20 protein-coding genes are annotated in these 23,807 nt (G+C 31.9%); 6 read left to right on the forward strand and 14 right to left on the reverse strand.

Annotated features, from left to right (window positions below):
* Positions 1-5: 5 nt before the first annotated feature.
* Together BT107_RS14675 and BT107_RS14680 are read right to left on the reverse strand one after the other, a co-directional pair.
* On the reverse strand, positions 6-929 hold the full coding sequence (locus tag BT107_RS14675; RefSeq protein ID WP_072304591.1) for a GYDIA family GHMP kinase: 924 nt from the start codon (positions 927-929) through the stop codon (positions 6-8).
* Positions 922-2,241: a hydroxymethylglutaryl-CoA reductase, degradative gene (locus BT107_RS14680; RefSeq protein WP_072304592.1), complete on the reverse strand. Its 1,320-nt coding sequence runs from the start codon at positions 2,239-2,241 to the stop codon at positions 922-924. The genes BT107_RS14675 and BT107_RS14680 overlap by 8 nt, the downstream gene beginning before the upstream one ends.
* 265 nt (positions 2,242-2,506) lie before the next feature.
* Here BT107_RS14680 and BT107_RS14685 point away from each other — a divergent pair, with 265 nt between their 5' ends.
* A complete protein-coding gene (locus BT107_RS14685) occupies positions 2,507-4,552 on the forward strand; it encodes a peptide MFS transporter (protein ID WP_072304593.1) in 2,046 nt (681 codons plus the stop codon).
* A gap of 11 nt (positions 4,553-4,563) precedes the next feature.
* Here the strand turns inward: BT107_RS14685 and BT107_RS14690 are convergent, their stop codons facing one another.
* Genes BT107_RS14690 through surE form a run of 5 tightly spaced genes read right to left on the reverse strand, consistent with a single transcriptional unit; the run spans position 4,564 to position 9,385 of the window.
* A complete protein-coding gene (locus BT107_RS14690; protein WP_072304594.1) occupies positions 4,564-6,567 on the reverse strand; it encodes a ComEC/Rec2 family competence protein in 2,004 nt (667 codons plus the stop codon).
* Positions 6,568-6,570: 3 nt separating this feature from the next.
* On the reverse strand, positions 6,571-7,128 hold the full coding sequence (locus BT107_RS14695; RefSeq protein WP_072304595.1) for a C40 family peptidase: 558 nt from the start codon (positions 7,126-7,128) through the stop codon (positions 6,571-6,573).
* 57 nt (positions 7,129-7,185) lie between these two features.
* Positions 7,186-8,310: a lipid-A-disaccharide synthase gene (gene lpxB, locus BT107_RS14700; RefSeq protein ID WP_072304596.1), complete on the reverse strand. Its 1,125-nt coding sequence runs from the start codon at positions 8,308-8,310 to the stop codon at positions 7,186-7,188.
* A gap of 18 nt (positions 8,311-8,328) precedes the next feature.
* The gene (locus BT107_RS14705) at positions 8,329-8,613 is read right to left on the reverse strand and encodes a hypothetical protein (RefSeq protein ID WP_072304597.1); all 285 of its coding nucleotides are present in this window, start codon (positions 8,611-8,613) and stop codon (positions 8,329-8,331) included.
* Complete coding sequence (gene surE, locus BT107_RS14710) at positions 8,603-9,385, reverse strand: 5'/3'-nucleotidase SurE (RefSeq protein ID WP_072304598.1); 783 nt, start codon at positions 9,383-9,385, stop codon at positions 8,603-8,605. Before surE ends, BT107_RS14705 begins: the two co-directional genes overlap by 11 nt.
* A 217-nt stretch (positions 9,386-9,602) precedes the next feature.
* On the opposite strand from surE, the gene BT107_RS14715 reads away from it, so the two are divergent.
* From BT107_RS14715 to BT107_RS14725, 3 genes are all read left to right on the forward strand, one after another.
* Positions 9,603-11,729: a carboxy terminal-processing peptidase gene (locus BT107_RS14715; protein WP_072304599.1), complete on the forward strand. Its 2,127-nt coding sequence runs from the start codon at positions 9,603-9,605 to the stop codon at positions 11,727-11,729.
* 115 nt (positions 11,730-11,844) lie between these two features.
* Entirely contained in the window at positions 11,845-12,204 is a 360-nt protein-coding gene (locus BT107_RS14720; RefSeq protein ID WP_072304600.1) for a hypothetical protein, read from the forward strand.
* Between the two features lie 96 nt (positions 12,205-12,300).
* The gene (locus tag BT107_RS14725; protein WP_072304601.1) at positions 12,301-13,107 is read left to right on the forward strand and encodes a DNA/RNA non-specific endonuclease; all 807 of its coding nucleotides are present in this window, start codon (positions 12,301-12,303) and stop codon (positions 13,105-13,107) included.
* Here BT107_RS14725 and rodA read toward each other — a convergent pair.
* The 7 genes from rodA to BT107_RS14760 form a co-directional block, all read right to left on the reverse strand.
* The gene (rodA, locus tag BT107_RS14730) at positions 13,104-14,387 is read right to left on the reverse strand and encodes a rod shape-determining protein RodA (RefSeq protein ID WP_072304602.1); all 1,284 of its coding nucleotides are present in this window, start codon (positions 14,385-14,387) and stop codon (positions 13,104-13,106) included. The genes BT107_RS14725 and rodA overlap by 4 nt on opposite strands.
* A gap of 42 nt (positions 14,388-14,429) precedes the next feature.
* Positions 14,430-16,310 carry a peptidoglycan D,D-transpeptidase FtsI family protein gene (locus tag BT107_RS14735; protein ID WP_072304603.1) on the reverse strand — a complete coding sequence of 627 codons (1,881 nt, stop codon included), beginning with the start codon at positions 16,308-16,310 and terminating at the stop codon, positions 14,430-14,432.
* The gene (gene mreD, locus BT107_RS14740) at positions 16,307-16,816 is read right to left on the reverse strand and encodes a rod shape-determining protein MreD (RefSeq protein ID WP_072304604.1); all 510 of its coding nucleotides are present in this window, start codon (positions 16,814-16,816) and stop codon (positions 16,307-16,309) included. The genes BT107_RS14735 and mreD overlap by 4 nt, the downstream gene beginning before the upstream one ends.
* Positions 16,816-17,628: a rod shape-determining protein MreC gene (gene mreC / locus BT107_RS14745; protein ID WP_072304605.1), complete on the reverse strand. Its 813-nt coding sequence runs from the start codon at positions 17,626-17,628 to the stop codon at positions 16,816-16,818. The genes mreD and mreC overlap by 1 nt, the downstream gene beginning before the upstream one ends.
* A 55-nt stretch (positions 17,629-17,683) precedes the next feature.
* Positions 17,684-18,712 (reverse strand): rod shape-determining protein, encoded by a 1,029-nt coding sequence (locus tag BT107_RS14750; protein WP_013620356.1) that lies wholly within the window; start codon positions 18,710-18,712, stop codon positions 17,684-17,686.
* A 56-nt stretch (positions 18,713-18,768) separates the two neighbouring features.
* Complete coding sequence (purH, locus tag BT107_RS14755; RefSeq protein WP_072304606.1) at positions 18,769-20,301, reverse strand: bifunctional phosphoribosylaminoimidazolecarboxamide formyltransferase/IMP cyclohydrolase; 1,533 nt, start codon at positions 20,299-20,301, stop codon at positions 18,769-18,771.
* A gap of 95 nt (positions 20,302-20,396) precedes the next feature.
* Positions 20,397-20,849 carry a GAF domain-containing protein gene (locus BT107_RS14760; protein ID WP_072304607.1) on the reverse strand — a complete coding sequence of 151 codons (453 nt, stop codon included), beginning with the start codon at positions 20,847-20,849 and terminating at the stop codon, positions 20,397-20,399.
* Between the two features lie 172 nt (positions 20,850-21,021).
* On the opposite strand from BT107_RS14760, the gene BT107_RS14765 reads away from it, so the two are divergent.
* Positions 21,022-21,432, forward strand: a complete 411-nt coding sequence (locus tag BT107_RS14765) for an HYC_CC_PP family protein (RefSeq protein WP_072304608.1) — start codon at positions 21,022-21,024, stop codon at positions 21,430-21,432.
* 114 nt (positions 21,433-21,546) lie between these two features.
* Positions 21,547-23,796, forward strand: coding sequence for a TonB-dependent receptor (locus BT107_RS14770; RefSeq protein ID WP_072304609.1), 2,250 nt, complete (start codon positions 21,547-21,549; stop codon positions 23,794-23,796).
* The last annotated feature ends 11 nt before the right edge of the window (positions 23,797-23,807 follow it).

The following is a 23,807-nucleotide window of genomic DNA, read 5'->3' on the forward strand; positions in this document are numbered from 1 at the left end:
CTTTTTTATTTTATTAAATCTGTATATTTAAAAATAGTATTATATCCCTTTTGCTTAAAATAAGTAAGAGTGTCCTCATCTCCTGTTGCAAGTATAAAATCTCCTCCCCATGCGCCTAAGCTTTTTATTGCGCCATTATAATTAGCAAACAATAATTCCTTCACTGTAGGTGTTTTTAAGGCTTTAGAAAGTAATACTTCGTGTTTGGTTATAAGTGTATTAAAAATAGCTAATGATGTTGTAGAGCTTATCTCTTTAGTTATTTGATTAATGTTTTTAATTAATTCTTCTTTGTTAAATGTGCTTTCCTTGTATTTAGAAATTGCATCTCTACTGTTTTGTTTTTTATTAAGGTGTATAAAGTAGATATGTTCTATAAAAGAAGGGTTAAAATTTAAAGAAGTCGTTGTTGGTTTATTTGTTGTTTTCTGATAAAAAATAGGAGTATTGTTCTGTGCGCAAGCAATATCGTAACCGCTGCCACCCATAGTGTTTTCTAATAAATCAAAAGCATTTACGCTTGCCCAACTTGCAATATTATTAATAAGAGTAGAAGAAGAGCCTAAACCCCAATCTCTAGGAAAATCTAATTTTGTTTTAACAGCTAAACCTTTGCAGTCTTTTAAAAAGTTAGGATTTAAGATTTGTGCTTCTTTTAAAATAGATTGAAGCGTTTTGGCTGTGTTATTCCAAATCTCATCTTTTTTATCTGTATTTAAAATAGTTAAGTCACTACTGCTAAAATTAGCGCTAAACCAAATCATGTTATTTACATCAAAACTTTTCCAACTAATATGGTTTTCTTCTGTATTGGTAACTACTAAGTTTTGACCGTAAATAGTTGGTACTGCTAAACTAAGTGCGCCGTCTAAAACAACATATTCTCCCGTAAGTAATAATTTACCATTACTATAAAACTCTTTAGTCATTTTTTAAATTGTTGTATGCTGTAACTACAGCGCTATGCGTTACAGTATTAGTTTTAAAATGAGTTGTAAGTAGTTGTTTTTCTTTGTCTGTTGCACCAAGCTGATTCAGGATATTTAATAAGTGCATTTTCATATGTCCCTCTTGTATGCCGGTAGTTACTAAAGAACGTAGTGCTGCAAAATTCTGGGCTAAACCAGTTGCAGCAACTATTTGCATTAACTCTTTAGCGGTTGGTTTTTGTAAAATCTCTAAAGCAACTTTTACCAATGGGTGTAAATTTGTTAACCCGCCGACAGTGCCTAAAGCAAGTGGAATATCAATCCAAAATCTAAATATGCCGTTTTCTATGCTTGCGTCTGTAAGGCTGCTGTATGTTCCATTTCTACTTGCGTAAGCGTGTATTCCGGCTTCAATGGCTCTAAAGTCATTGCCTGTGGCAAGTATAACAGAGTCAATTCCGTTCATAATACCTTTGTTGTGGGTAACAGCTCTGTATGGTTCTACTTTAGCTATGGTTACTGCTTGTACTAATTTTTCTGCAAGTTGAGACGATTTTATATTTGCATCTTCATTCAATTCTTCAACCTTACAACTTACTTCTGCTCTTACTATGCAATTGGGTACGTAGTTAGATAAGATGCTCATTACAACTTCTATATTCTTTTCGGTATCAGAAAAATTAGAATAAAGTAAAGCTTCTCTTTTTAGTGTTGTAGCAAATTGCTCTAAGCAAGAATTTATAAAATTAGCACCCATTGCATCTAATGTTTCAAAAGTGCAGTGTAGTTGGTAGTAATTAGCTAAATCTGTTGTTTTATTGCGTAGTTCAATTTTAGAAATTCCCCCACCACGTTTTTTCATACTGGTAGTAAGGTTGTTAGAGTCACTAATAAGTAACGGTTTAACGCTATTAAAAAAAGATTCTAATTTTTGAGCATCACCCTTAAATATAAAATGTACTTGCCCTACTTTTTCTGTACCTAAAATTGTAGTTTTAAATCCGCCACGAGAAAGCCAAAATTTAGCTGCTTTACTTGCTGCTGCAACAACAGAACTCTCTTCTATAGCCATTGGTACAGCGTAGAGTTTGTTGTTAATTAAAAAGTTTGGAGCAATACCAAGAGGTAAATAGTAATTAGAAATGGTATTTTCTATAAACTCATCATGTAGTTTTTGCAACTTAGTGTCAGAGTTCCAGTATACTTTTAAAACTTCTTTGGTATGCTCAGAATTTTTAGTGTAATTTTCTGCAATCCAGTTTATTTTTTCTTCTTTGGTAAGTTTAGAAAATCCTTGAATAGGGGTAATCATAGTTGGTTTTTTTCAGGTGTCAAAGATAAACATAATGTATTAATTTTCTTTTGCAGATATATGTGTCAGTTTTACCTGTCTAATTACAATATTTAAGATAAAAAGTTTACTATTTATTAAAATTATTAGTAAACTTGGTCTTTCTTAAAAGCATTTTATGAATTTAATAATTTAAGGCGAATTATTCTTGTTTTAAGATTGATGAAAATATGCTTTAAATCTGTTATTTTTGATGAAATCAAATTTATAAACTAACTAATTATATATGGAATTTAAATACGGAGGATCTGAAACTAATCAGAAGACAGTATTAGGGCACCCATCGGGGCTTTTTGTGTTGTTTTTTACTGAAATGTGGGAGCGTTTTAGTTATTACGGAATGCGTGCGTTATTGGTGCTTTTTTTAACATCATCTTTATTAAATGAAGGATGGGGTTGGGAGAGAGCAGACGCAACTATATTATATGGTTGGTATATAGGTTTGGTGTATTTAACGCCAATTATTGGCGGGTACATTGCAGATAAATTTTTAGGATTTAGAAATGCTGTAATATTAGGTGCTTTTATAATGACCTTGGGTCATGCTTCTATGGCTTTAGAAGGAGCTACACACTGGTTTTTTTATGCCGGACTTACATTACTAATTATTGGTAATGGTTTGTTTAAGCCAAATATTTCCTCAATCGTTGGTCAGTTATACAAAACTCAAGGAGAGGAAAAAGATGCAGGTTATACCATTTTCTATATGGGTATTAATGCAGGTTCTTTTTTAGGTATTCTTTTATGTGGTTATTTAGGAGAGAAAATAGGTTGGCATTATGGTTTTGGTTTAGCTGGTGTTTTTATGTTTATTGGAATGGTACAGTTCTATTTGGCACAGAAAATATTTGGAAAAATTGGTCTAAAACCAAATACAAATAAGAGTATAGAAGATACAATTGAGGATGATGCTGAAAAATTAGAAGAAACGGTAGAAGAGCTTGTAGGTGGAGTTTCTAAATCTAGAGTAGTATCTGATAGAATGATAGTGATTGGTATTTTTGCCATATTTACAACATTTTTTTGGTGGGCTTTTGAGCAAGCAGGTGGTTCTATGACCATTTTTGCAGGCGATTATACACAAAGAGTTTTAGAGGGATCTTCGGCGACCGCATTTAAAATAATAAACAGTATTATTGTTATTATTCCTTTAGGTATTATTACATATGTATTAAGCTTATTGTTTAAAAAGACATTCTCTAAATTTTCTACTGCCAATATTGTGCTAGCATCTAGTTTTGTTATTGTTTGGGTTTTGGTACTTTGGATGTTACAAAACGATTATAAGACTACATCTTACGCAGTAGCTTACACAGATGTGAACAATGTAGAACAAATTAAAGAGGTTAGAACTAGTGATCCTTTAGCTGTAGGCGATGTTGTGAATGTAAAAGTGAATAACAAATACGAGTTTTATAACCCTGCTGATAGTTTAAATTTACGTAATACAGTTAAAGAAGGTAACTTGTTAAATGAAGATAAACATGCTATTGGTTACTTTTTTAATGCTAAAATAACAGACTTAAAAGAAGAACCAGCTAAAGGTTTATTTTGGAAAGATAATACATACGCTTCTTTAGTTTTTGAAAACCAAAAAAATGAAGCTTTACAACAAAGATTAGCTTTGTCTAAAGATACTACTTTTGTTGCGGGTACTACAGTACAATTAAAACTTACACAGGATTTAGGTTATGTTAGTGAGGCTACAGAAGATACTGTTACAGCAAAAGTAACTGAGGTTAAAAGTTCACAAGTAGAAGTTTCGGCATCTTGGTTCTCTGTGTTAAATTCATTGTTTATTATTGTGTTTGCTTCTTTATTTTCTAAAATTTGGCAGTCTAAATACAACCCATCTGGCCCTGTTAAATTTGCTTTAGGTTTAATATTGGTTGGTGTTGGTTTTGCGGCATTGGCTTATGGTTCTTCTGGAATTCCAGAAGGAGCTAAAACAGCATCTGTAAGTATGGTCTGGCTAGTCTTAGCGTATCTTTTTCATACATTAGGAGAATTATGTGTGTCGCCAGTAGGTCTGTCTTATGTGAGTAAGTTAGCACCAGTAAAGTTTGTAGGTATTATGTTCGGAATTTGGTTTATATCTAATTTCTTGGCAGGTGTAATTGGTGGTTGGACCGGAAGTTTTATTGATCCAATTTCTGAAGAATATGGTTTATCTACTTTCTTTTTAATATTCACCTTAATTCCTGCAGGGGCCGGAGTTATTATGTTATTATTAAATGGTAAAATAAAGAAAATGATGCATGGTATAAAGTAAAAATACCATTGCTAATCAAAAATATAAAATCCCTTTTCACCGGTATAGTGAAAAGGGATTTTTCTTTTTAGACAAGTTTTTCTCCAAAGTTCAACGGTGCTTTTATAATTACTGCCATCCGCTATTATTTGTTTTGGATTTACTTCTGTAATTAAACGATCTAAATTTAGCTTCGCAGACTGTGTTAGTAAAATAGTATTGTTTTTAGTAATAGGGTAAACACCTAAACTATCAACAACAATAACAGTATGGCTCTTGTAATTGTAGCTGTTTTTAAGTTTTAAGTTAGATGTCGAGTCTATGCGTTCTGCAATACGTATAGCGTTAAATGTTTGATTGTTTTTTAGTGAGTCAGAAGATACTATTTTTAATGTTTTCCCAGTTTGATGCATTAAAATTGTATGCCTGCTTTTGTGTAATACGTATAACTGTTCTTGGGTATTAGCTTTGTAGTTATAAAAAATAATAACCCCTTGAAAAAGGATAATGCTAGAAAGTAATAAAGCTGTTTTTTTAAAATTATTTTTAGCTATAACCATTAAAAGTAGCACTAATGTAGCATAGCTTAATAATACTTGTGGTTTGTTAAAAGAAATATCTTTAATTAAAAAAGCATCTTGTGTGGCAACCCATTTTACAGCAGTATTCATTGCCAAAATAATGTTATTGTAAATCTGCACTAAAAATGCAGGCAACATATTACATAAAGCTAATGCTATAACAACAATTCCTAAGCCTAGAATAATTCCTAAAAAAGGAATAATAGCTAAGTTGGTTATAAAAAATAAGCTTGGAAATTGATGAAAATAATATAAGCTGATAGGTAAAACACCAAGTTGAGCAGCAAAACTAACCGTTGTTAATTGCCATATTTTAGAAGTTAACCAATATTTAGGTTCCCATACTTTTTGAAAAATAGGATTAAAAAGAACAATAGAAAACACGGCAGCATAGCTCATTTGTAAGCCTACAGAAAACAATAAATTAGGCTGTATTAATAATATAAAGAAAAGTGACAAAGCTAAAATGTTAAAAGAACTTGTAGGTCTATTTAAGTACAACGCATATGCAACAAAAGTAAACATAGTTACGGCTCTAATAAGTGAGCTAGATAAACCTGCAAGTATGGCAAAACCCCATAGGAGAAAAACGATTGTAATAAGCTTTATTATTTTTCCTTTTGGTAAATATTCTAAAGGTGATAATATAAACTGAAGAACCAACAAAAGAATACCTATATGTAATCCAGACAGTGCTAAAATATGTATTGCTCCTGCATTTTTATATGCAGTTAATGTATCTGGATCTATATTGTTGCGTTCGCCTAAAAGAAGCGCTTTAATTATGCTTAATTCTTGTTTGCTAAAGTTAGCTGCGTTAAGTTTTTCTATAATATTTTCTCTTGCTATAACAGCTAATCCTTTAAGTGTTTTAGAGGGCGAATGTGTTAGTTGGTAATTTTGTTTTACTTCTAGTTGATGATATATTCCTAAATCCTCTAAATAAGAAGCATAATTAAATTGATGTGGATTTAGTGGTTTGTTTATATTGGCTACGTCACCAATAATGTTTAATTCATTATCTACGTTGAAGCTAGTAGAAGTGGAGTCTATAGGGATATTGAGTAAAATTTTGCCATACGATTTTTCATTGTTTATACTTTTAATGGTTGCAATGTATCTTTTAGTATAAAGGTTGGGTTTTAAAGTTTCATCAATCTTTAAATGCCATAAAGGAATAGAAGAGTATTCTTTGTTTGTATAATGTAATTTATTGTTTTTAGGGTTAGATGTACTGCTGGTAAATATACCCAATGCAATAGTTGCTAAGGCTGCAATAATACCAAAACGTAAAGCTTTTTTTTTAGATGTAAGATAAAGAAACCCTAGTGTTATAATAAGTGATAATAGAATACAAAAAGAGACGGTTACACTTGTGTTAAATAGTTGTTGCAAGAGTATTCCAGTAATTAGACATAGTGCTAATTTTACCGAAATAAACTGAAACGGTTTCATAGATTATAGCACTCTTGTAGCTTTTACAAAGGCATAATTCCAATAGCCTTCTCGTAAAGATGAAACAATAACACCTCTAGAAGTGCTTGCGTGTATAAATTTAATTTCGTCATTGTCTGTGGCAACAACCAAACCAACGTGGTTAATTCTTTTTTTCTTTTTAGAAGTTCTAAAAAATAGCAAATCGCCTTTTTCTACATCTTTTACACGAACTTCTTTGCCTTCATCTGCCATAACGTAAGAAACGCGTGGTAAAGATATGTCGTGTTCAGAGAAAGCAACATACAAAAGGCCGGAGCAATCCATACCTCTTTTTGTTGTGCCCCCATACTTGTAGGGAGTTCCAGAAAAATTTAAAGCGGAGTTTATAATTTTATCGGCTTTTAGTTCTACTAAAGCTTCTTCTGCTTTTCTTTCTGCTCTAGGAGAAGAATTACGTTCTATAATAACTTTAGATGGCGCAACACTAACTTTGCGGTCATTACTGTAGGTGGTTTTCTTTTTAGATACACAGCTGCTTAGCGCTAGTATTAAAAGAAGAATAGTTGCTTTACGGATCATTCCAAGAAAAATTTAGGACTCTTGGTTACCAAATTTAGTAAATTTTATTGAGTTTTTTTATTTATTAGGGTTTGTGCTGGCAACAATTAACTCAGCTGCTTTTTTACTAGCGCCTGTACCTCCAAGTTTTTTCTCTAAAGCATAGTACTCTTCAAACAATTTTTCTCTTGTGTTTTTAGATAATATTTTATGTAATTCAGAGCTAAGATTTTTTGTGGTTAAATCGTCTTGTATTAGCTCTTTAATAACTTCTTTATCCATTATTAAATTCACTAAAGAAATATATTTTAGAGTAATAATTTTTTTAGCAATGTAGTAAGATAACCAATGTGCTTTATAGCAAACTACTTGTGGTACTTTAAATAAAGCTGTTTCTAATGTAGCGGTACCACTTGTAACCAATGCAGCTGTTGATAATGCTAATAAATTATAGGTTTGATTGGCAACAAAATTAACTTGAGGATTTTTTAAAAATGGAGCATAAAAATCAAGATCTAGGCTAGGTGCCCCAGCAATAACAAATTGGTATTCTGGAAAAGAAGGTGTTACGGAGAGCATAACATCTAACATTTTTTGTACTTCTTGTTTTCTACTGCCTGGTAATAGTGCTATAATGGGTTTGTTTGGGTCTAAATTATTGGTAGCTCTAAAATCAGTTTCATTAGGTAATTTTTGCTGACTAATGGCATCTAAAAGTGGGTGGCCAACAAAGTGTACTGGGTAATTGTGTTTTTTCTCGTAAAAATCTTTTTCAAACGGAAGAATAACATGCATTGCATCTATATCTCGTTTTATTTTAGAAATTCTACCTTCTCTAGAGGCCCATATTTGAGGAGATATATAGTAGTTTGTTCTGTAGTTATTTTCTTTTGCCCATTTAGCAATACGTAAGTTAAATCCAGAATAATCTATAAAAATTATTGCATCTGGTTTAAAAGCATCAATATCAGACTTACAAAATTTTAAGTTTTTAGATATGGTAGTAATATTACTTAAAACCTCTATAAAGCCCATAAAAGCCATACTTTTATAATGCTTTACTAGTTCTGCGCCAGCTTGCTGCATAAGATCGCCACCCCAACATCTAATATTGGCTTTAGTATCTGTAGCTTTTATAGCTTTTATTAGGTTAGATCCGTGTAAATCGCCTGAAGCTTCACCGGCAATAATGTAATATTTCATTTAAATCTATTGTATTTTTTAAAAAATCTTATAGTATAAAATAGCAAGAGCAGTTAATAGAGTAGCAATTAAAACACCTCTAGCTCTGTAGTCTCTTTTCATTTTTAAGAAAAGAAAAAAAGCAGCTAAATTTAAAATAGCCCCTAACGCTAAAATACTACCAATGTGTCCGTTTTCTATAGCGGCAATAAATGTTTCCTCAATACTAAGTTTAGAAAATAAAACAATGTATAAAAGTGTTCCTGCTGTATTTGCAAGAAGGCCTACAAGAAACCCTATAATAACTTCTTTTTTAGTGTTCATTTAAGTTCCAGTTATTTAATTGTTGTATGGTGTGGTGTGCGGTTAAATCAAACTGTGTTGGTACCACAGAAATATAGTTGTTGGCTAAGGCAAACTCATCAGTGTCTTCACCTTTATCTAGTAATTCAAACTCACCTGTAAGCCAATAGTAATCTTTTCCCATTGGATTTGTACGTTTGTCAAATTTTTCTTTCCAGTTGGCACGCGCTTGTCTGCAAATTTTTATACCTTTTAAAGGTTCGTTTTCAACATCAGGAATATTTACATTTAAGACAACTCCTTTAGGAATTCCGTTTGCAAGTGCTTGTTTTACAATTTTTTGTATGTATGGTTTTGCTTCTTCAAAATTGGCATCTAAAGAAAAGTTGCATAAAGAAAAACCAATTGCAGGTATGCCTTCTATGCCTGCTTCTATGGCTGCACTCATAGTACCAGAGTAAATTACATTTATAGAGGAGTTAGATCCGTGATTAATACCACTAACACACAAGTCGGGTTTGCGATCTAAAAGTTCCTGAAGGCCCATTTTTACACAGTCTGCAGGTGTTCCGCTACAGCTGTATTCTTGTTCTGCGCCATCTACATCATCTACAACAATAAGATTTGCATGTAGTGTGTTGTTAATGGTTATTGCATGTCCCATTCCAGATTGCGGACTATCTGGGGCAACCACGATAACATCGCCTATTTCTTTCATAAATTTTATTAATGATCTTAGTCCGGGAGCTGTAATTCCGTCATCATTAGTAACTAATATTAAAGGTTTTTGCATCAAGATTATAATTTATACCGTAAAAATACGTTTTTAATATGTTTACAAGAATGCTTTTAAAAAATCTATCTTAAAAATTCATAAATTGGTTAAAAAACTGTTACAAACTTTATACTGGCATAGTTTTTTCTGTATCTTGGTAAAATAATTAGGAATTATATAGTATAATATGATTTTTAATGAATCCAAATTCTACTAAAAGTTAAAATAATAATAGATGAAAAAGAATTTAATTGTTGTGTTGCTAGGAATGCTATTTGCTGTAGCGTCTTGCAGTTTTACAAATAAGTCTTTAGATACTGTTAATGACAGTGATAAAGATAAATTACTGATAGAGATAATTGCATATATGTTAGAAAAAGGTCATTACGAGCCTAAAGACATTAATGATGATTTCTCTGTGTCGGTTTTTGAAGAATTTATAGATGTTTTAGATCCTACAAAAAGATATTTTATAGAGAGCGATATAAAAGAGTTTGAAAAATATAAGTTTCAGATAGATGACCAAATAAAAAATACAGACATAAGCTTTTTTAATTTAGTTCATAAAAGACTAATGAAGCGTATGGACGAGGCATCAGATATATATAAAGATATTTTGAGCAAGCCTTTTAATTTTGATGCTAAAGAAACTATAGATATAGATTATGAAGATCAAACATTTGTAGCTAGTAAAAAAGAATTAAGAGAAAGATGGAGAAAGCAATTAAAATATGCTACCATTAGTACTTTTGATAGTAAATTAACAGATAAGGATAAGCCATTGTCTAAAACGGAAGCAGAAAAAGCAGCAAGAGAATTAACTAAAACTACGTTAGATGATTTTTTTGATTTTGTAAATAATGAGTACGATCGTGAAGACTGGTTTGGGCAGTACATTAATACCATTGTAGAAGGTTTTGATCCACATACATATTACTTTGCTCCAGAAGATAAAGACAAGTTTGATGTTAGTATGTCTGGTAAGTTTGAAGGAATTGGAGCTAGATTGCAAAAGAAGAAAGACGAAATAAAAATAGTAGAAGTTATATCTGGTGGTCCAATTTGGAGAGATCAAAATATAGAAGTTGGAGATGAAATTGTAAAAGTTGGTCAAAAACCAGATGAAGAACCTGTAGATGTTACAGGAATGCAATTAAACGATGCTATTAAGTTAATGAAAGGTCCTAAAGGAACTAATGTGTACTTAACAGTTAAAAAAGTAGATGGTTCTGTACAGGTTGTAAAAATCACTAGAGATTTAGTAGAGATGGAAGAGTCTTATGCCAAGTCTGCTACTGTAGAAAAAGAAGATCATAAATACGGAATTATAAATTTACCAAAATTTTATATTGACTTTAAAGATTATAACAACCGTAATGCAGCTTCTGATGTTGCTAAGGAAATAGAAAGACTAAAAGAAGCCGGAATGGAAGGTTTGGTTTTAGATTTAAGAGATAATGGCGGTGGATCTTTACGTACTGTTGTAGAAATGGCAGGTTTGTTTATTAAAGACGGACCAGTAGTGCAAGTAAAATCTTCTGCAGGTACAGAAGAAAAAGTTGTGCATGAAGATAAAGATGAACGTATACAGTGGGATGGACCATTAGTATTGTTGGTGAATGAATTATCTGCTTCTGCATCAGAAATTTTAGCAGCAGCAATGCAAGATTATAAAAGAGCTGTTGTAATTGGTAGTAAGCAGACTTTTGGTAAGGGTACTGTGCAAAATGTATGGTCTCTATCAGACATAGTACGTAGTAACGAGCACGGTGATTTAGGAGCCTTAAAAGTAACAACGCAGAAGTTTTACAGAATAAACGGTGGCTCTACACAGTTAGAAGGTGTTAAGAGTGATGTAGTTGTGCCAGACAAATATAGCTACATAGATTTAGGAGAAAGAGATCAACAAAATCCTTTAGCTTGGGATAAAATTAGTCCAGCAGATTATAAGCCTTGGAATGGTTATATAGATTACAAGCAAACAATTGCCAATAGTACTAAACGTATGGAGGCTAATTCTCAGTTAAAGTTAATTGAGGAAAATGCAAAGTGGCTAAAAGAACAGCAAGATGAAAATGTTGTTTCATTAAGTTATAGCGATTATAAAAAAGAGAAAGAAGTAGTATTAGAAAAGTCTAAACACTTTAAAGATATTTACAATTATAAAACAGATTTAACTTTTGAATCTTTAAGATATGAGAAAGACCTTTTTGTAAAAGATACTGTTTTAAAAGAAAAAAGAGAAAGATGGCATAACGATCTTTCTAGAGATGTATATGTAGAAGAAGCTATTAGTGTGCTTAAAGATTTAAAAATGAATAATATTAAAAACAATACAAAATTAGCAGCAATTAAAGGCTAGTTTTTTATTATCATATTTTAGAATGCCCAATGTTTACGTTGGGCATTTTTTATTTAAAATACTTTTATAGAATTAAATTCGTTTAGATTTTATAATTAACCTTAACTTATTTATTTTGAAAAAATTATTACTTATTTTATTTGCTGTTACATTAGCAGTAAGTTGTTCTAAAGATGACGATTCTTCTTCTATTGTTGGTACTTGGGCAAATGATTATTCTATTACTTTTGAAAATCAACCAGAGCAAACATATAGAGATGAATGGAAATTTTCATCTGATGGAATGGGAACTTATAAAGAGTTTGATAACGGAGACTTAGATTTTGATACTACTTTTTTGTGGTCACAAGACGGAGATGAGTTTTTTGTAGAATATACAGAAGTTAAGTCTAATGAGTCTTTTACTATTGGTAAAATACTTGGAAAAAAATCTTTAGAAGATTCTGAAGGCTATACAGTTGCTATTAAAGAGTAAAAACAGTGTTTTAATAAAATAAAGAAAAGCTTCTAAGATTAGTCTTGGAAGCTTTATTTTTGAACAAATATTTGAGTAAACTATAATTGATTTAGTATGAATAAAAAAACGACATATGTAGTCTTGATGTTTATTTGTACTGTTGGTTTTTGGTTGTTTAATAACTTCTATACTCCAGATACGTACACAGATAAAAATGTTAGTGTTACTGATGTAGAGGTTGAAGACCTATATTATTTACAGCCATTATCTACTACGGGTGATATTGTAAGGCATAATTATTACACGCTATCTTATAATGAAAAATATGAGCAAGCAGAATGGGTTGCCTACTCTCTAAAGAGAGAAGACTTGACTAAAGACAAAAGAAAAAGGCCCTATTTTATTGAAGACCCAAAAGTAGAGACAAAATCAGCAGATTGGCGTAATTATAAACGTTCTGGGTATGATAGGGGGCATCTTTGTCCGGCAGGTGATCGTAAATTCTCTGTATACGCACACAACGAAACTTTTTATACAAGTAATATAACGCCGCAAAAAAATGATTTTAATGCTGGTATTTGGGGCGATTTAGAAAAAATGGTGCGTATCTGGGCAAAAAAGGATAAAGAGGTTTACGTTGTTACAGGAGGTGTTTTAAAAGGTGATATGGATGTAATAGGTGATGAAGATGTTGCAGTGCCTAATTACTTTTATAAAATAATAGCAAAAGGAAAAAAAGACAACTTAAAAGTAATTGCATTTTTGTTACCACATAAAGAGAGTAGAAAACCATTAACTTCTTTTCTGGTGTCAGTAGATAAAATAGAAAAGGAAACTGGTATTAATTTTTTTGAAGCCTTACCAAACGAAATAGAGGATAAGCTAGAAAAAGGAATTAATAGATCTGGTTGGGTTTTTTAATCCCACTCTTTTAATCTGTTTGCATCTAGCTTTAAAAAGATAAACAATAGTAGTGTAAATCCTAGTAAGCCAGAGCCACCATAGCTCATAAATGGTAAAGGAATACCTATAGTTGGCACTAAGCCTATTACCATACCAATATTAATAAGGTAGTGCACAAATAAAATAGATATTACTCCGTAACCGTATATTCTGCTAAAAGCATTTTTCTGCCGTTCTGCAATGTATACTAGTCGCAACAGTAAAATTGAAAATAATAATACAACGGTAGCTGTACCAACAAATCCCCATTCTTCTCCTATGGTTGTAAAAATGTAATCTGAATGTTGTTCTGGTACAAAGTCACCTTTTGTTCTTGTTCCTTGTAAAAACCCTTTACCAGTAAAACCACCAGACTCTATTGCTTTTTCAGATTGATATGTATTGTAGCCAATAGTTTTGCGTATTTGTTCTAGTTTTTTAGGGTCTTTTTCTAAGCGTAACCATAAGTTAAAACGATCTCTGTGGTGTTGTTCAAAAACAGAATCGAACACAAACCTTACTGAAAAGGAAATTGAAACGGAAACAACAAAAAACAAAATAATAGGAAGAGGTGATATTTTGACTCTTTCTCTTTTTGTTAAGTAAAATAGCGCAATTAAAATACTTACGCCAATAATAACCCAAATGGTACCGAATTTAAGTGTAGCTACAAATATTAATAATACAACAAGTCCTATAGCCATATAATAAAGAGGCAAACCTTCTCTAAATAGCACAAAAGTTAAGGCAAAGAATACTACGCCACTACCGGGATCTGGTTGTAAAACAATAAGTATTGCAGGTATAACTAATATTCCAAAAGCATATAATTTATCTTTTTGTCGTCTTAGATCTGTTTGTATATCACTTAAATACTTTGCCATTGCAAGTGTTGTTGCTACTTTGGCAATTTCAGATGGCTGTAGGTTAAAAAAGCCAAGGTTGTACCAAGAAGTGGCGCCAGCTATGGTTTTTCCAAAAGGGAATAAGCCTAATAAGAGTACTATTCCAATAGTATATATAATTCCGGAAAAGCGCTCAAATAAGTTAGCTTCTGTAGCAAAGACAAAAACAATAGCAATTACGCTAACACAAATAAAGAAAAACTGTTTTCCGTAAAATGTACTAAAATCAAAAAGAGACGGGTTACTTTCTGTAAAAGTACTAGAATAGATACTTAGCCAGCCAATAGCTGTTAGAGCAAAATATATAAAAACAGAAAGCCAATCTATTCTTTTTAAAAAATTTTTTCCAGCCATAAAGGAGTTTTCTTCTTGTGTTTAATGCTTAATTACAAAAGCTTACCAGCTTCTTTCGTTTATAATAAACGGTTCGCCGCTATAAGGTTTTGCATATTCTTTTTCTAAAGTTTTTTCAAGCATTTTCTTCTCTAAATCTTTTCTGGTAATTTCTCCTTTTAAATATTTTTCTATCATTAAAGAGGCAATATGTCCTGCGTATCTACCTCCAAAATAACCATGTTCTATAAAAATGGCTATTGCAATTTTAGGATTTTGTACAGGGGCAAAAGCAACAAATATAGAGTGATCTGTTAATTGTGTTCTTACTCCGTTTATTCTAGTGTAGTTTTCTACAGTGCCTGTTTTGCCTGCAATGTCTATACCTGGTACTTGTAACCAGTGTGCAGTACCGCCTGGTGTTTTGTACACAGCTTCCATACCTTTAATAACAGGGTCAAAATTTTCTTTATCTATTGTTGTATACTTTCTTTGTGTATACATAGGATCTGTAATTGGTTCACCTTCTATTTTTTTAAGAATATGAGGTGTATAATAATACCCTTTGTTACCTATAGCGGCAGTCATATTTGCAAGCTGTATAGGTGTTACGGCAACTTCTCCTTGTCCAAAAGAAAGAGAAACTATATAAGACCAAGACCACCTGTTATCTCCATAAACTTTATCGTAATATTCTTTTCCAGGAATTCTACCTCGACTTCCAGTAGGTAAATCTGTTCCAAGATATTCGCCTAAACCAAAGCTTTTAACGTGTTTTTGCCAAACATCCATTGCTTCGTCAGTGGTGTCAAAATTGTCGAAAATTTGTTTAAAAGTACCAGCGAAATAGGCGTTACATGATTTGTATATACCGCTATTCATATCTCTTAAGCCACCACCACAATGACATCCTCTTTTAGTTCTATTTTTGCCAACATAAAAACCGTTATAGCAACGTATTTTGTCATCTGGTGTCATAACGTTTTCTTGCAAGGCAATAAGTGCATTAATTACTTTAAAGGGAGAGCCAGGAGATTCTTGAGCTAGTAAGCTTCTGTCCCAAGTAGGCTTTGCAATACTATCATAATACAGTTTACTGTAGTTAGCAGAACGCTTTCGACCAACTAATAGAGAGGGGTCGTAAGTAGGACCAGAGATTAGAGATAAAATTTCTCCTGAACTAGGATCTAGGGCTACAATACCACCGTGCTTACCAACCATTAACCTTTCTCCGTATTCTTGTAAGTCCTTGTCTATGGTTAGTTGTATTTCTTTGCCAGGTTCCGGTAAGGTATCCAAAGCTCCATTTTTATATGGACCAATATCCCTGTTAAATCTATCTTTTTGAATGTATTTAACACCTTTTCGACCACGTAAAATATCTTCATATTGTTTTTCTATACCAGTTTTTCCTCTAAGTTCTCCTTGCGTATAGTATGGGTGTGCTTTTAAATCTGCAGGTGTAACCTGGCTAATGTATCCTAAGGCGTTTGCGGCACTTTTAGTATCGTAATAACGTAGAGAGCGTTTTTGAATATAAAAGCCTTCATACTTACGCATTTTTTCTTGTAGCCTAGCATAATCTTCTTTAGATAATTGCGATACCATTACATAAGGCAACCTTGGTGAGCGTATTTTAGCAGTTTTAATATTTTTAATGAAAGTACTTTTGTCAATCCCAACTAAATTGCAGAATTCTATTGTATCTAGAGGTTTAACTTCTCTAGGTATAACCATTACATCATAAGCCGCTTGGTTTGCTACAAGTAACTTGCCATTTCGATCGTAGATATAACCACGTTCAGGATAATCATAAATAGCCTTTATAGCTGCATCTTCTAAAATTTGATTAGGAGAAAAACTAAAAATTTGCAAATAAGATAATCGTCCTAAAAAGGTTAACCCTATTAAGATAATGATGGATGATAATAGTACTTTTTTCATTTTTTCTGGGTACTAAACAATGACTTAATTAGCAAGCAAAGAAGTAAAGTTGCGCTGCCAACAATTAAAACTTTCTTTAAAATTAGTAACAAATTACTGAAACTGAAAATTTCTAGCGAAAAGAAAATTAAATGATGAAATAAAATTAGTAGGGCTAAGAAAGTTACTTGCTGCAATGTGGTTGTAGAAGACATTTTAAAATTTTGAAAATCGTAGTTAACTCCAAAACAAAAACGCATAATTCCGGATCTTAAATATGCTATTGTTACGCAGGCAGCTGTATGTATTGCCATTGTATCAGAGAACATATCTATGGTTAGTCCTAGAAAAAAACTAGCAATAAGTAAAATAGCTTTGTTTTCTTTTACTGGGTACCAATAAAAAAATAAGATATAAACCATTGGGTTTATATATCCTAAAAAATTTAGGTTGTTAAAAACTAGTACTTGTGCTAAGACAAGAAAAAAGAACCTAATGATATGTAGTACTAATTTATTATTTACCATTATTCTACTTTCTTTTCTAATTCTTTAATCTCAACTATATTTTTATTTTTTATAATGTATACATTTTTAACATTAGACATATCTTGAAATAGACTTATATTAATGTGATACGAGTTTTCTGTCTTGTTTAGACTATAATCTTTAATAATACCTATAGGAATGTTTTCTGGGAAAATACTAGACATTGCACCGGTAACAACTGTATCCCCTATTTTTATATTTACCAATCTAGGGATGTCTGTTAATTGTACAGTGTTAAAGTCTTTGGTATCCCAAACAAGAGATCCAAAATAATTAGAATTCTTTAGCTTAGCATTTATGGTAGATTTTGTATTTAAAATACTTTGTACTATAGCAAATTTAGAAGAAGTGTGGTCTATAATTCCTAATATGCCATTAGATGTTATAACACCCATATCTTCTTTAATACCCTGATTTTCTCCTGCGTTTATGGTTGGGTAGTTTTTATTTAAAGAATAGCTGTTTTTTATAATGTTAGCTGTAATTACATCATAAGGCGATGTGGTGTCAATAGCAACACTATCTGGACGAGCAATACCCTTGTTAAAAAGTAAATTACGTAACCTTTTATTTTCTTCTAATAATACATTGTTTTCATCTTGAAGAGAAAAATATGTAGACACATTGGTAGATGTTTGGTAAATATTACCAGTAAGCCAATTGGAAGAATTTAAGAATTTAGATTGATGGTATGAGTTTGATTGTACTGTAAAACCTAATGCAATTAGTAATAAAAAAACATATAAAAGTCCGTTTTTGTTTCTTATTAAAAAGTTGATAATTTGCTGCATTCATTTTACATATTTGGCGGTATAAACTCAATCTAAAAGTTATAAAATATCCTAATTATTTAATTAGGATATTTTTATAACGTTCTAAGTTTTTAAGAGCAATACCTGTTCCTCTAACAACTGCGCGTAGAGGATCTTCTGCTATATATACGGGTAAATCTGTCTTTTGGGATAACCTACGGTCTAATCCTCTTAGCATAGAACCGCCACCTGCCAGGTAAATACCTGTGTTGTAGATATCTGCAGCTAATTCTGGCGGAGTCTGTGATAACGTTTCCATTACCGCATCTTCTATTCTTAAGATAGATTTGTCTAATGCCTTTGCAATTTCTCTATAAGAAATAGATACTTGCTTAGGTTTACCAGTTAATAAATCTCTACCCTGTACAGACATTTCTTCTGGCGGCTCTTGCAAGTCTTCTGTGGCAGACCCTATTGTTATTTTTATGTTTTCTGCTGTACTTTCACCTACATATAGGTTGTGTTGTGTACGCATATAATAAATAATATCGTTTGTAAATACATCACCTGCAATTTTTACAGATTTATCACAAACAATACCACCCAAAGCAATAACAGCAATTTCTGTTGTACCACCACCTATATCCACAATCATGTTACCTTTAGGCTGCATAATGTCTAAACCAATACCGATAGCAGCTGCCATTGGTTCATGAATTAGATAAACCTCTTTACCGTTTACACGTTCACAAGATTCTTTTACTGCTCGCATTTCTACTTCTGTAATACCAGAAGGGATACAAACAACCATACGTAATGCAGGTGGAAACCATTTCTTTTTTAATGCAGGTATGTTTTTAATAAACATATTTATCATCTTTTCAGAGGCATCAAAATCTGCAATTACACCATCTTTAAGTGGTCTAATTGTTTTTATATTTTCATGGGTTTTACCTTGCATCATATTGGCATCTTTACCAACTGCAATTATTTTTCCGCTAATTCTATCTCTAGCAACAATAGAAGGGCTATCTACAACAACTTTGTCTAAATGTATTATTAGCGTATTGGCTGTTCCAAGATCTATAGCTATCTCTTCCGTAAAAAAATCAAAAAATCCCATGTATTATAAATTGGTTTCTGGACTAAATGTAAGTTTAATCGATGAATGTAACAAAATTAATGTTTAAAATGACGTGTGCCAGTCATTACCATAGAAATTTTGTTTTCATTGCAATAATCTACGCTTAATTGGTCTTTTATAGACCCTCCTGGCTGTATTACACTTGTAATACCATTATTACCTGCAATTTCTACACAATCTGGAAATGGGAAAAAAGCATCACTTGCTAATACGGCACCATTTAAATCAAAATTAAAAGATTTAGCTTTATGTATTGCTTGGTTTAAAGCATCTACTCTAGAGGTTTGTCCTGTTCCGCTAGCGCATAATTGTTTTCCTTTTGCAAGAACAATTGTGTTAGATTTTGTGTGCTTACATAATTTAGAAGCAAATATTAAATCTTCAATTTCTTCTGCAGTAGGTTTTGTTTCTGTTGCATTTGTTAGGTCTGCAACTGTATCTGTTTTATGATCTTTATCTTGTACAAGAATACCATTTAAACAAGTTCTTACAGATGTTTCTGGTAATGCAACATCATTCTGTACTAAAATAATTCTATTTTTCTTTCCTTTTAATACTTCTAAGGCGTCTGTAGCATAACTAGGAGCTATTACTACCTCGCAAAATAATTTATGTATTTCTTCTGCAGTAGCTAAGTCTATTTCTTTATTGCTAATTAAAACACCTCCAAAAGCAGAAACAGGATCACCAGCTAAAGCATCTACGTAAGCTTGGTGTAATGTTGCTCTAGAAGATAGACCACAAGCATTGTTGTGTTTTAAAATGGCAAACGTTGGCTCATCATTCTTAAACTCGTTCATTAAATTAACAGCAGCATCTACATCTAGTAAGTTGTTGTAACTTAGTTCTTTACCGTGTAGTTTGTTAAACATTGCTTCAAAATCGCCAAAAAAGAATCCTTTTTGGTGTGGATTTTCTCCATAACGTAAAGCCTTACCATTAGTTTCGCTAATTTTAAAAACAGTTTCTTGCTGCTCTTTATTAAAGTAGTTAAAAATAGCTGTGTCGTAATGAGAAGATACATTAAAAGATTTAGCAGCAAAACGCTTGCGATCTTCTAATGTAGTTGTACCGTTACCAGTAGTAATAATATCTAAAACTTCGTTGTAATCTTCCATAGAAGAAACACAAAGAACATCTTTAAAGTTTTTAGCAGCAGCTCTAATTAAAGAAATTCCACCTATGTCAATTTTTTCAATAATATCTTGTTCAAGTGCACCACTTGCAACTGTTTTTTCAAAAGGATATAAATCTACAATTACAATATCTAACTGAGGAATTTCAAACTCAGCTAACTGTGCTTGGTCATTCTCGTTATCTTGTCTGTTTAATATACCACCAAAAACCTTTGGGTGAAGTGTTTTAACACGACCACCTAAAATAGAAGGGTAGCTAGTTACATCCTCTACAGGTATAACGTTAATTCCTAATTCTTTGATAAATTTTTCTGTGCCTCCAGTAGAATAAATTGTTATTCCTAGTTCGTTAAACTTTTTTACTAAAGGTTCTAGACCGTCTTTGTGAAAAACAGAAATTAATGCCGATGTAGCTTTTTTTGTGGTACTCATTTTATGTGCTTATTGTTAAAAGATTGAATAAGGACACAAAAGTAATTTTTTTGATTTTAAGAACGGCAATGGTTTATCAACAAAAACACAAAGTTTTAAAGAATTTTAGCTACTTCTGCACATATAAACTCTAAAAAATCTTCATCTTCTTTAGAAAATGGATCTGGAGTGCCAGAATCTATGTCTATTTGGCCAACATTTTCTCCGTTTACAAAAATAGGAATTACTATTTCTGCTTTAACAGATATACTACAAGCAATATAATTATCCTGTGCTTGTACATCTGGCACAACAAAGTTTTTATTAGATACAGCAACTTGCCCACAAATACCTTTTCCAAAAGGAATAATTACGTGGTCTGTAGGTTCACCAACGTAAGGTCCTAGTTTCAATTCGTTTTTATCTCCGTTTTTAAAATAAAAGCCAACCCAATTATAATAGGGTACGTTTTCTTCTAATAACTCGCAAATAGCTAGAAGACACTTGTCTTTATCTGTGCTATTTTTTTCTATGATGTTTAAAACTAATGGTCTAAGATCTTGTAACATAGTTGTAATTGAAAATTTTACGCAAAAATAAATCTAATTTTTAGATTTACATTGTAATTGTTTTATAAAGTCGGGTTAAAATGGCAAAGCTAACTTGTACTATTTTTTTTAGAATGATGTTTAAATTTAGAACACAATTAAAAATAATTTTATTTTACATACTTTTGATAAAGTGATAAAACAAATACTATATAGAATAACGGCCATAGCACTTGTTTTTTTAGTGCTAATTTCTACGGTTTCTTTTGCTGTAGAAAAACACTTTTGTTGTGGTGAGTTGGTAGCTATGTCTGTTTATCCTAAAGACTACAATTGTGAGGCTAATGATGTTTTGGCAGTCACAAATATTGCGCAAGATAGTTGCTGTACGGGAATTTTAGAAGCTGTAAAAGGTCAAGATAAAATAACAACATCTACTGTAAAGTACGCTAAAGTTGTTACACAGTATTTTGTTGTTTCTAATATTTATGTTGTTTCTGGTAGTTTATATTTAAAACAATATAAAAATACAATAACTAAAAAATATGTACCGCCTCTCTTAGTGCAAGATGCTCAAATACAGCATCAGGTTTATATAATTTGATTTTTTTTAAGTAACACATATAGTGCTTCGCCTTCATTTAAGGTGTTGCTCAGTTGTCTGTATGTTTCAGATATAAAAAAGGTATTCAAGAAAAAAAAATCAAACTAAAAAATAATGCAAAAAATAGGTTTAATTCTTTTTATGTTTCCGTTGCTTTTAATTGCTCAAGGTAGAGTAGAGGGAAAAATAATAGAAGAGGTAGCTAATGGTAAAACGGTTCCTTTGGCTGGCGCTAATGTTTATTGGTTAAATACAAGCGTAGGTGTAATTACAGATAATAATGGAGTCTTTACTATTCCTTATAAAAGCGAGTATTCTAAATTAGTAATTAGTTATGTTGGTTATAAAACAGATACGTTAACCATAACTGGACCAAGAAAAATCACACATAAATTAGAGTCTACAAGCACTTTGGACGAGGTTACAATAACAGCAAATAAACAAGCTACAACAAAATTGTACTTAAAGGCAGAAAATACAATGGTGGTTAGTAGTGATGAGCTGTTAAAGGCAGCTTGCTGTAACTTATCCGAAAGCTTTGAGACAAACCCGTCTATAGATGTAAATTTTGCAGATGCTGTTTCTGGAACTAGACAAATTAAAATGTTAGGCTTAACAAGTCCATATATTTTAATTGCTACAGAAAACATACCTTCTGTACGGGGAGCGTCACAAGCTTACGGTTTAAGTTTTATACCTGGTACTTGGGTAGAGAGCATACAGATTACCAAAGGTATGGGGAGTGTTGTTAATGGATACGAGAGTATTGCGGGGCAAATAAATGCAGAACTTAAAAAACCAATTACGGATGATGCCCTATTTGTTAATTTATATGGAGCAAGTAGCGAGCGTTTAGAGGTGAACACCCATTTTAATACTAAGGTAAGTGATAGGTGGAGCACAGGTTTGTATGTGCATGGTAACAGGCATAATAAAAAACACGATGTTAATAATGATGGTTTTATGGATATGCCACTGTATAATCAAATTAATATTATGAACAGGTGGCAATATCTAGATATGGAAAAAGGCTTTGCTACTTTTTTTAATTTTAGATATTTAAATGATAAAAAACAGACGGGTGAGTTAAATTTTGATCCAGATACAGACAAGTTAACAAGAAATGCTTGGGGTAGTGAAATTAATACAGAGCGTTTTGATTTTTCTGCAAAATTTGGATATGTTAACCCAGAGTTACCTTGGCAAAATCTAGGGGCACAATTTGCTGTTAGTAACCATAAGCAAGATTCTTATTTTGGGTTAAATATTTACGATATTGAACACAGTAGTGTATACTCTAATGTAAATTACAGTTCTATAATAGGCGATTCTAGAAACAAGGTAAAAACTGGAGTTAACTTTACATATGATAAGTATGATGAACTTGTATTAGCAAATTCTTATGCGCGTATAGATAATTCTGTTGGTGCTTTTTTTGAATATGCTTATGATAACTTAGAAAAACTAAATTTAACAGCTGGTGTACGTGTAGATAACCACAATAGATTAGGCTTTTTTGTAACTCCAAGATTTCATATAAGATATTCTCCTTGGGAAAAATCTGCATTAAGAGGTTCTTTTGGTCGCGGAAAACGTAGTGCTAATATTTTTGCAGAAAACCAGGGAATGTTTGCAACTGCTAGAACCATTAAAATTAATGATGATGGTGGTAATGTTTATGGTTTAGACCCAGAAATTGCTTGGAATTATGGTGTTTCGTTTTTACAAGGGTTTAATTTATTGGGTAAAAAAGGAGATGTAGCGGTAGATTTTTATAAGACCGATTTTAAAAATCAGATTGTAGTAGACTGGGAGAATCCGCAAGAAATAAGTTTTTATAATTTAGAAGGAGATAGTTACGCTAATAGTTTTCAGGCAGAACTAAGTTATAATGTGTTTACTAATTTCGATTTGCGTTTGGCGTATAAATTATACGATATTAAAACACAGTATAAATCTAGTAAGTTAGAACGTCCTTTAACTCCTAAACATCGATTTTTTGCAAATGCTTTTTATCAAACTAAAGGACACGGATTTATTAAAAAGTGGAAATTTGATGCTACATTTAATTGGTTGGGAACTCAACGTTTCTCGTCTACCGCAGCTAGTCCGGAGCAGTATAGGTTATCTGAGTATACACCAGAAGTTGCAACTTTAAATGCGCAAGTAACTAAAGTGTTCTCTTCTAAGTTCGAGGTTTATTTTGGAGGTGAAAATATAACTAATGTGAGGCAAAATATGCCTATAATTGGTGCAGATAACCCTTTTGGTTCTAATTTTGATACTACTTTTGTGTACGGCCCAATTTTTGGAAGTATGTATTATGCAGGATTGCGATTTAAAATAAATAAGTTTAAAAATTAAAATATAAAACG

It is taken from the genome of Cellulophaga fucicola, from assembly GCF_900119145.1.
GTDB classification, from domain to species: domain Bacteria; phylum Bacteroidota; class Bacteroidia; order Flavobacteriales; family Flavobacteriaceae; genus Cellulophaga; species Cellulophaga fucicola.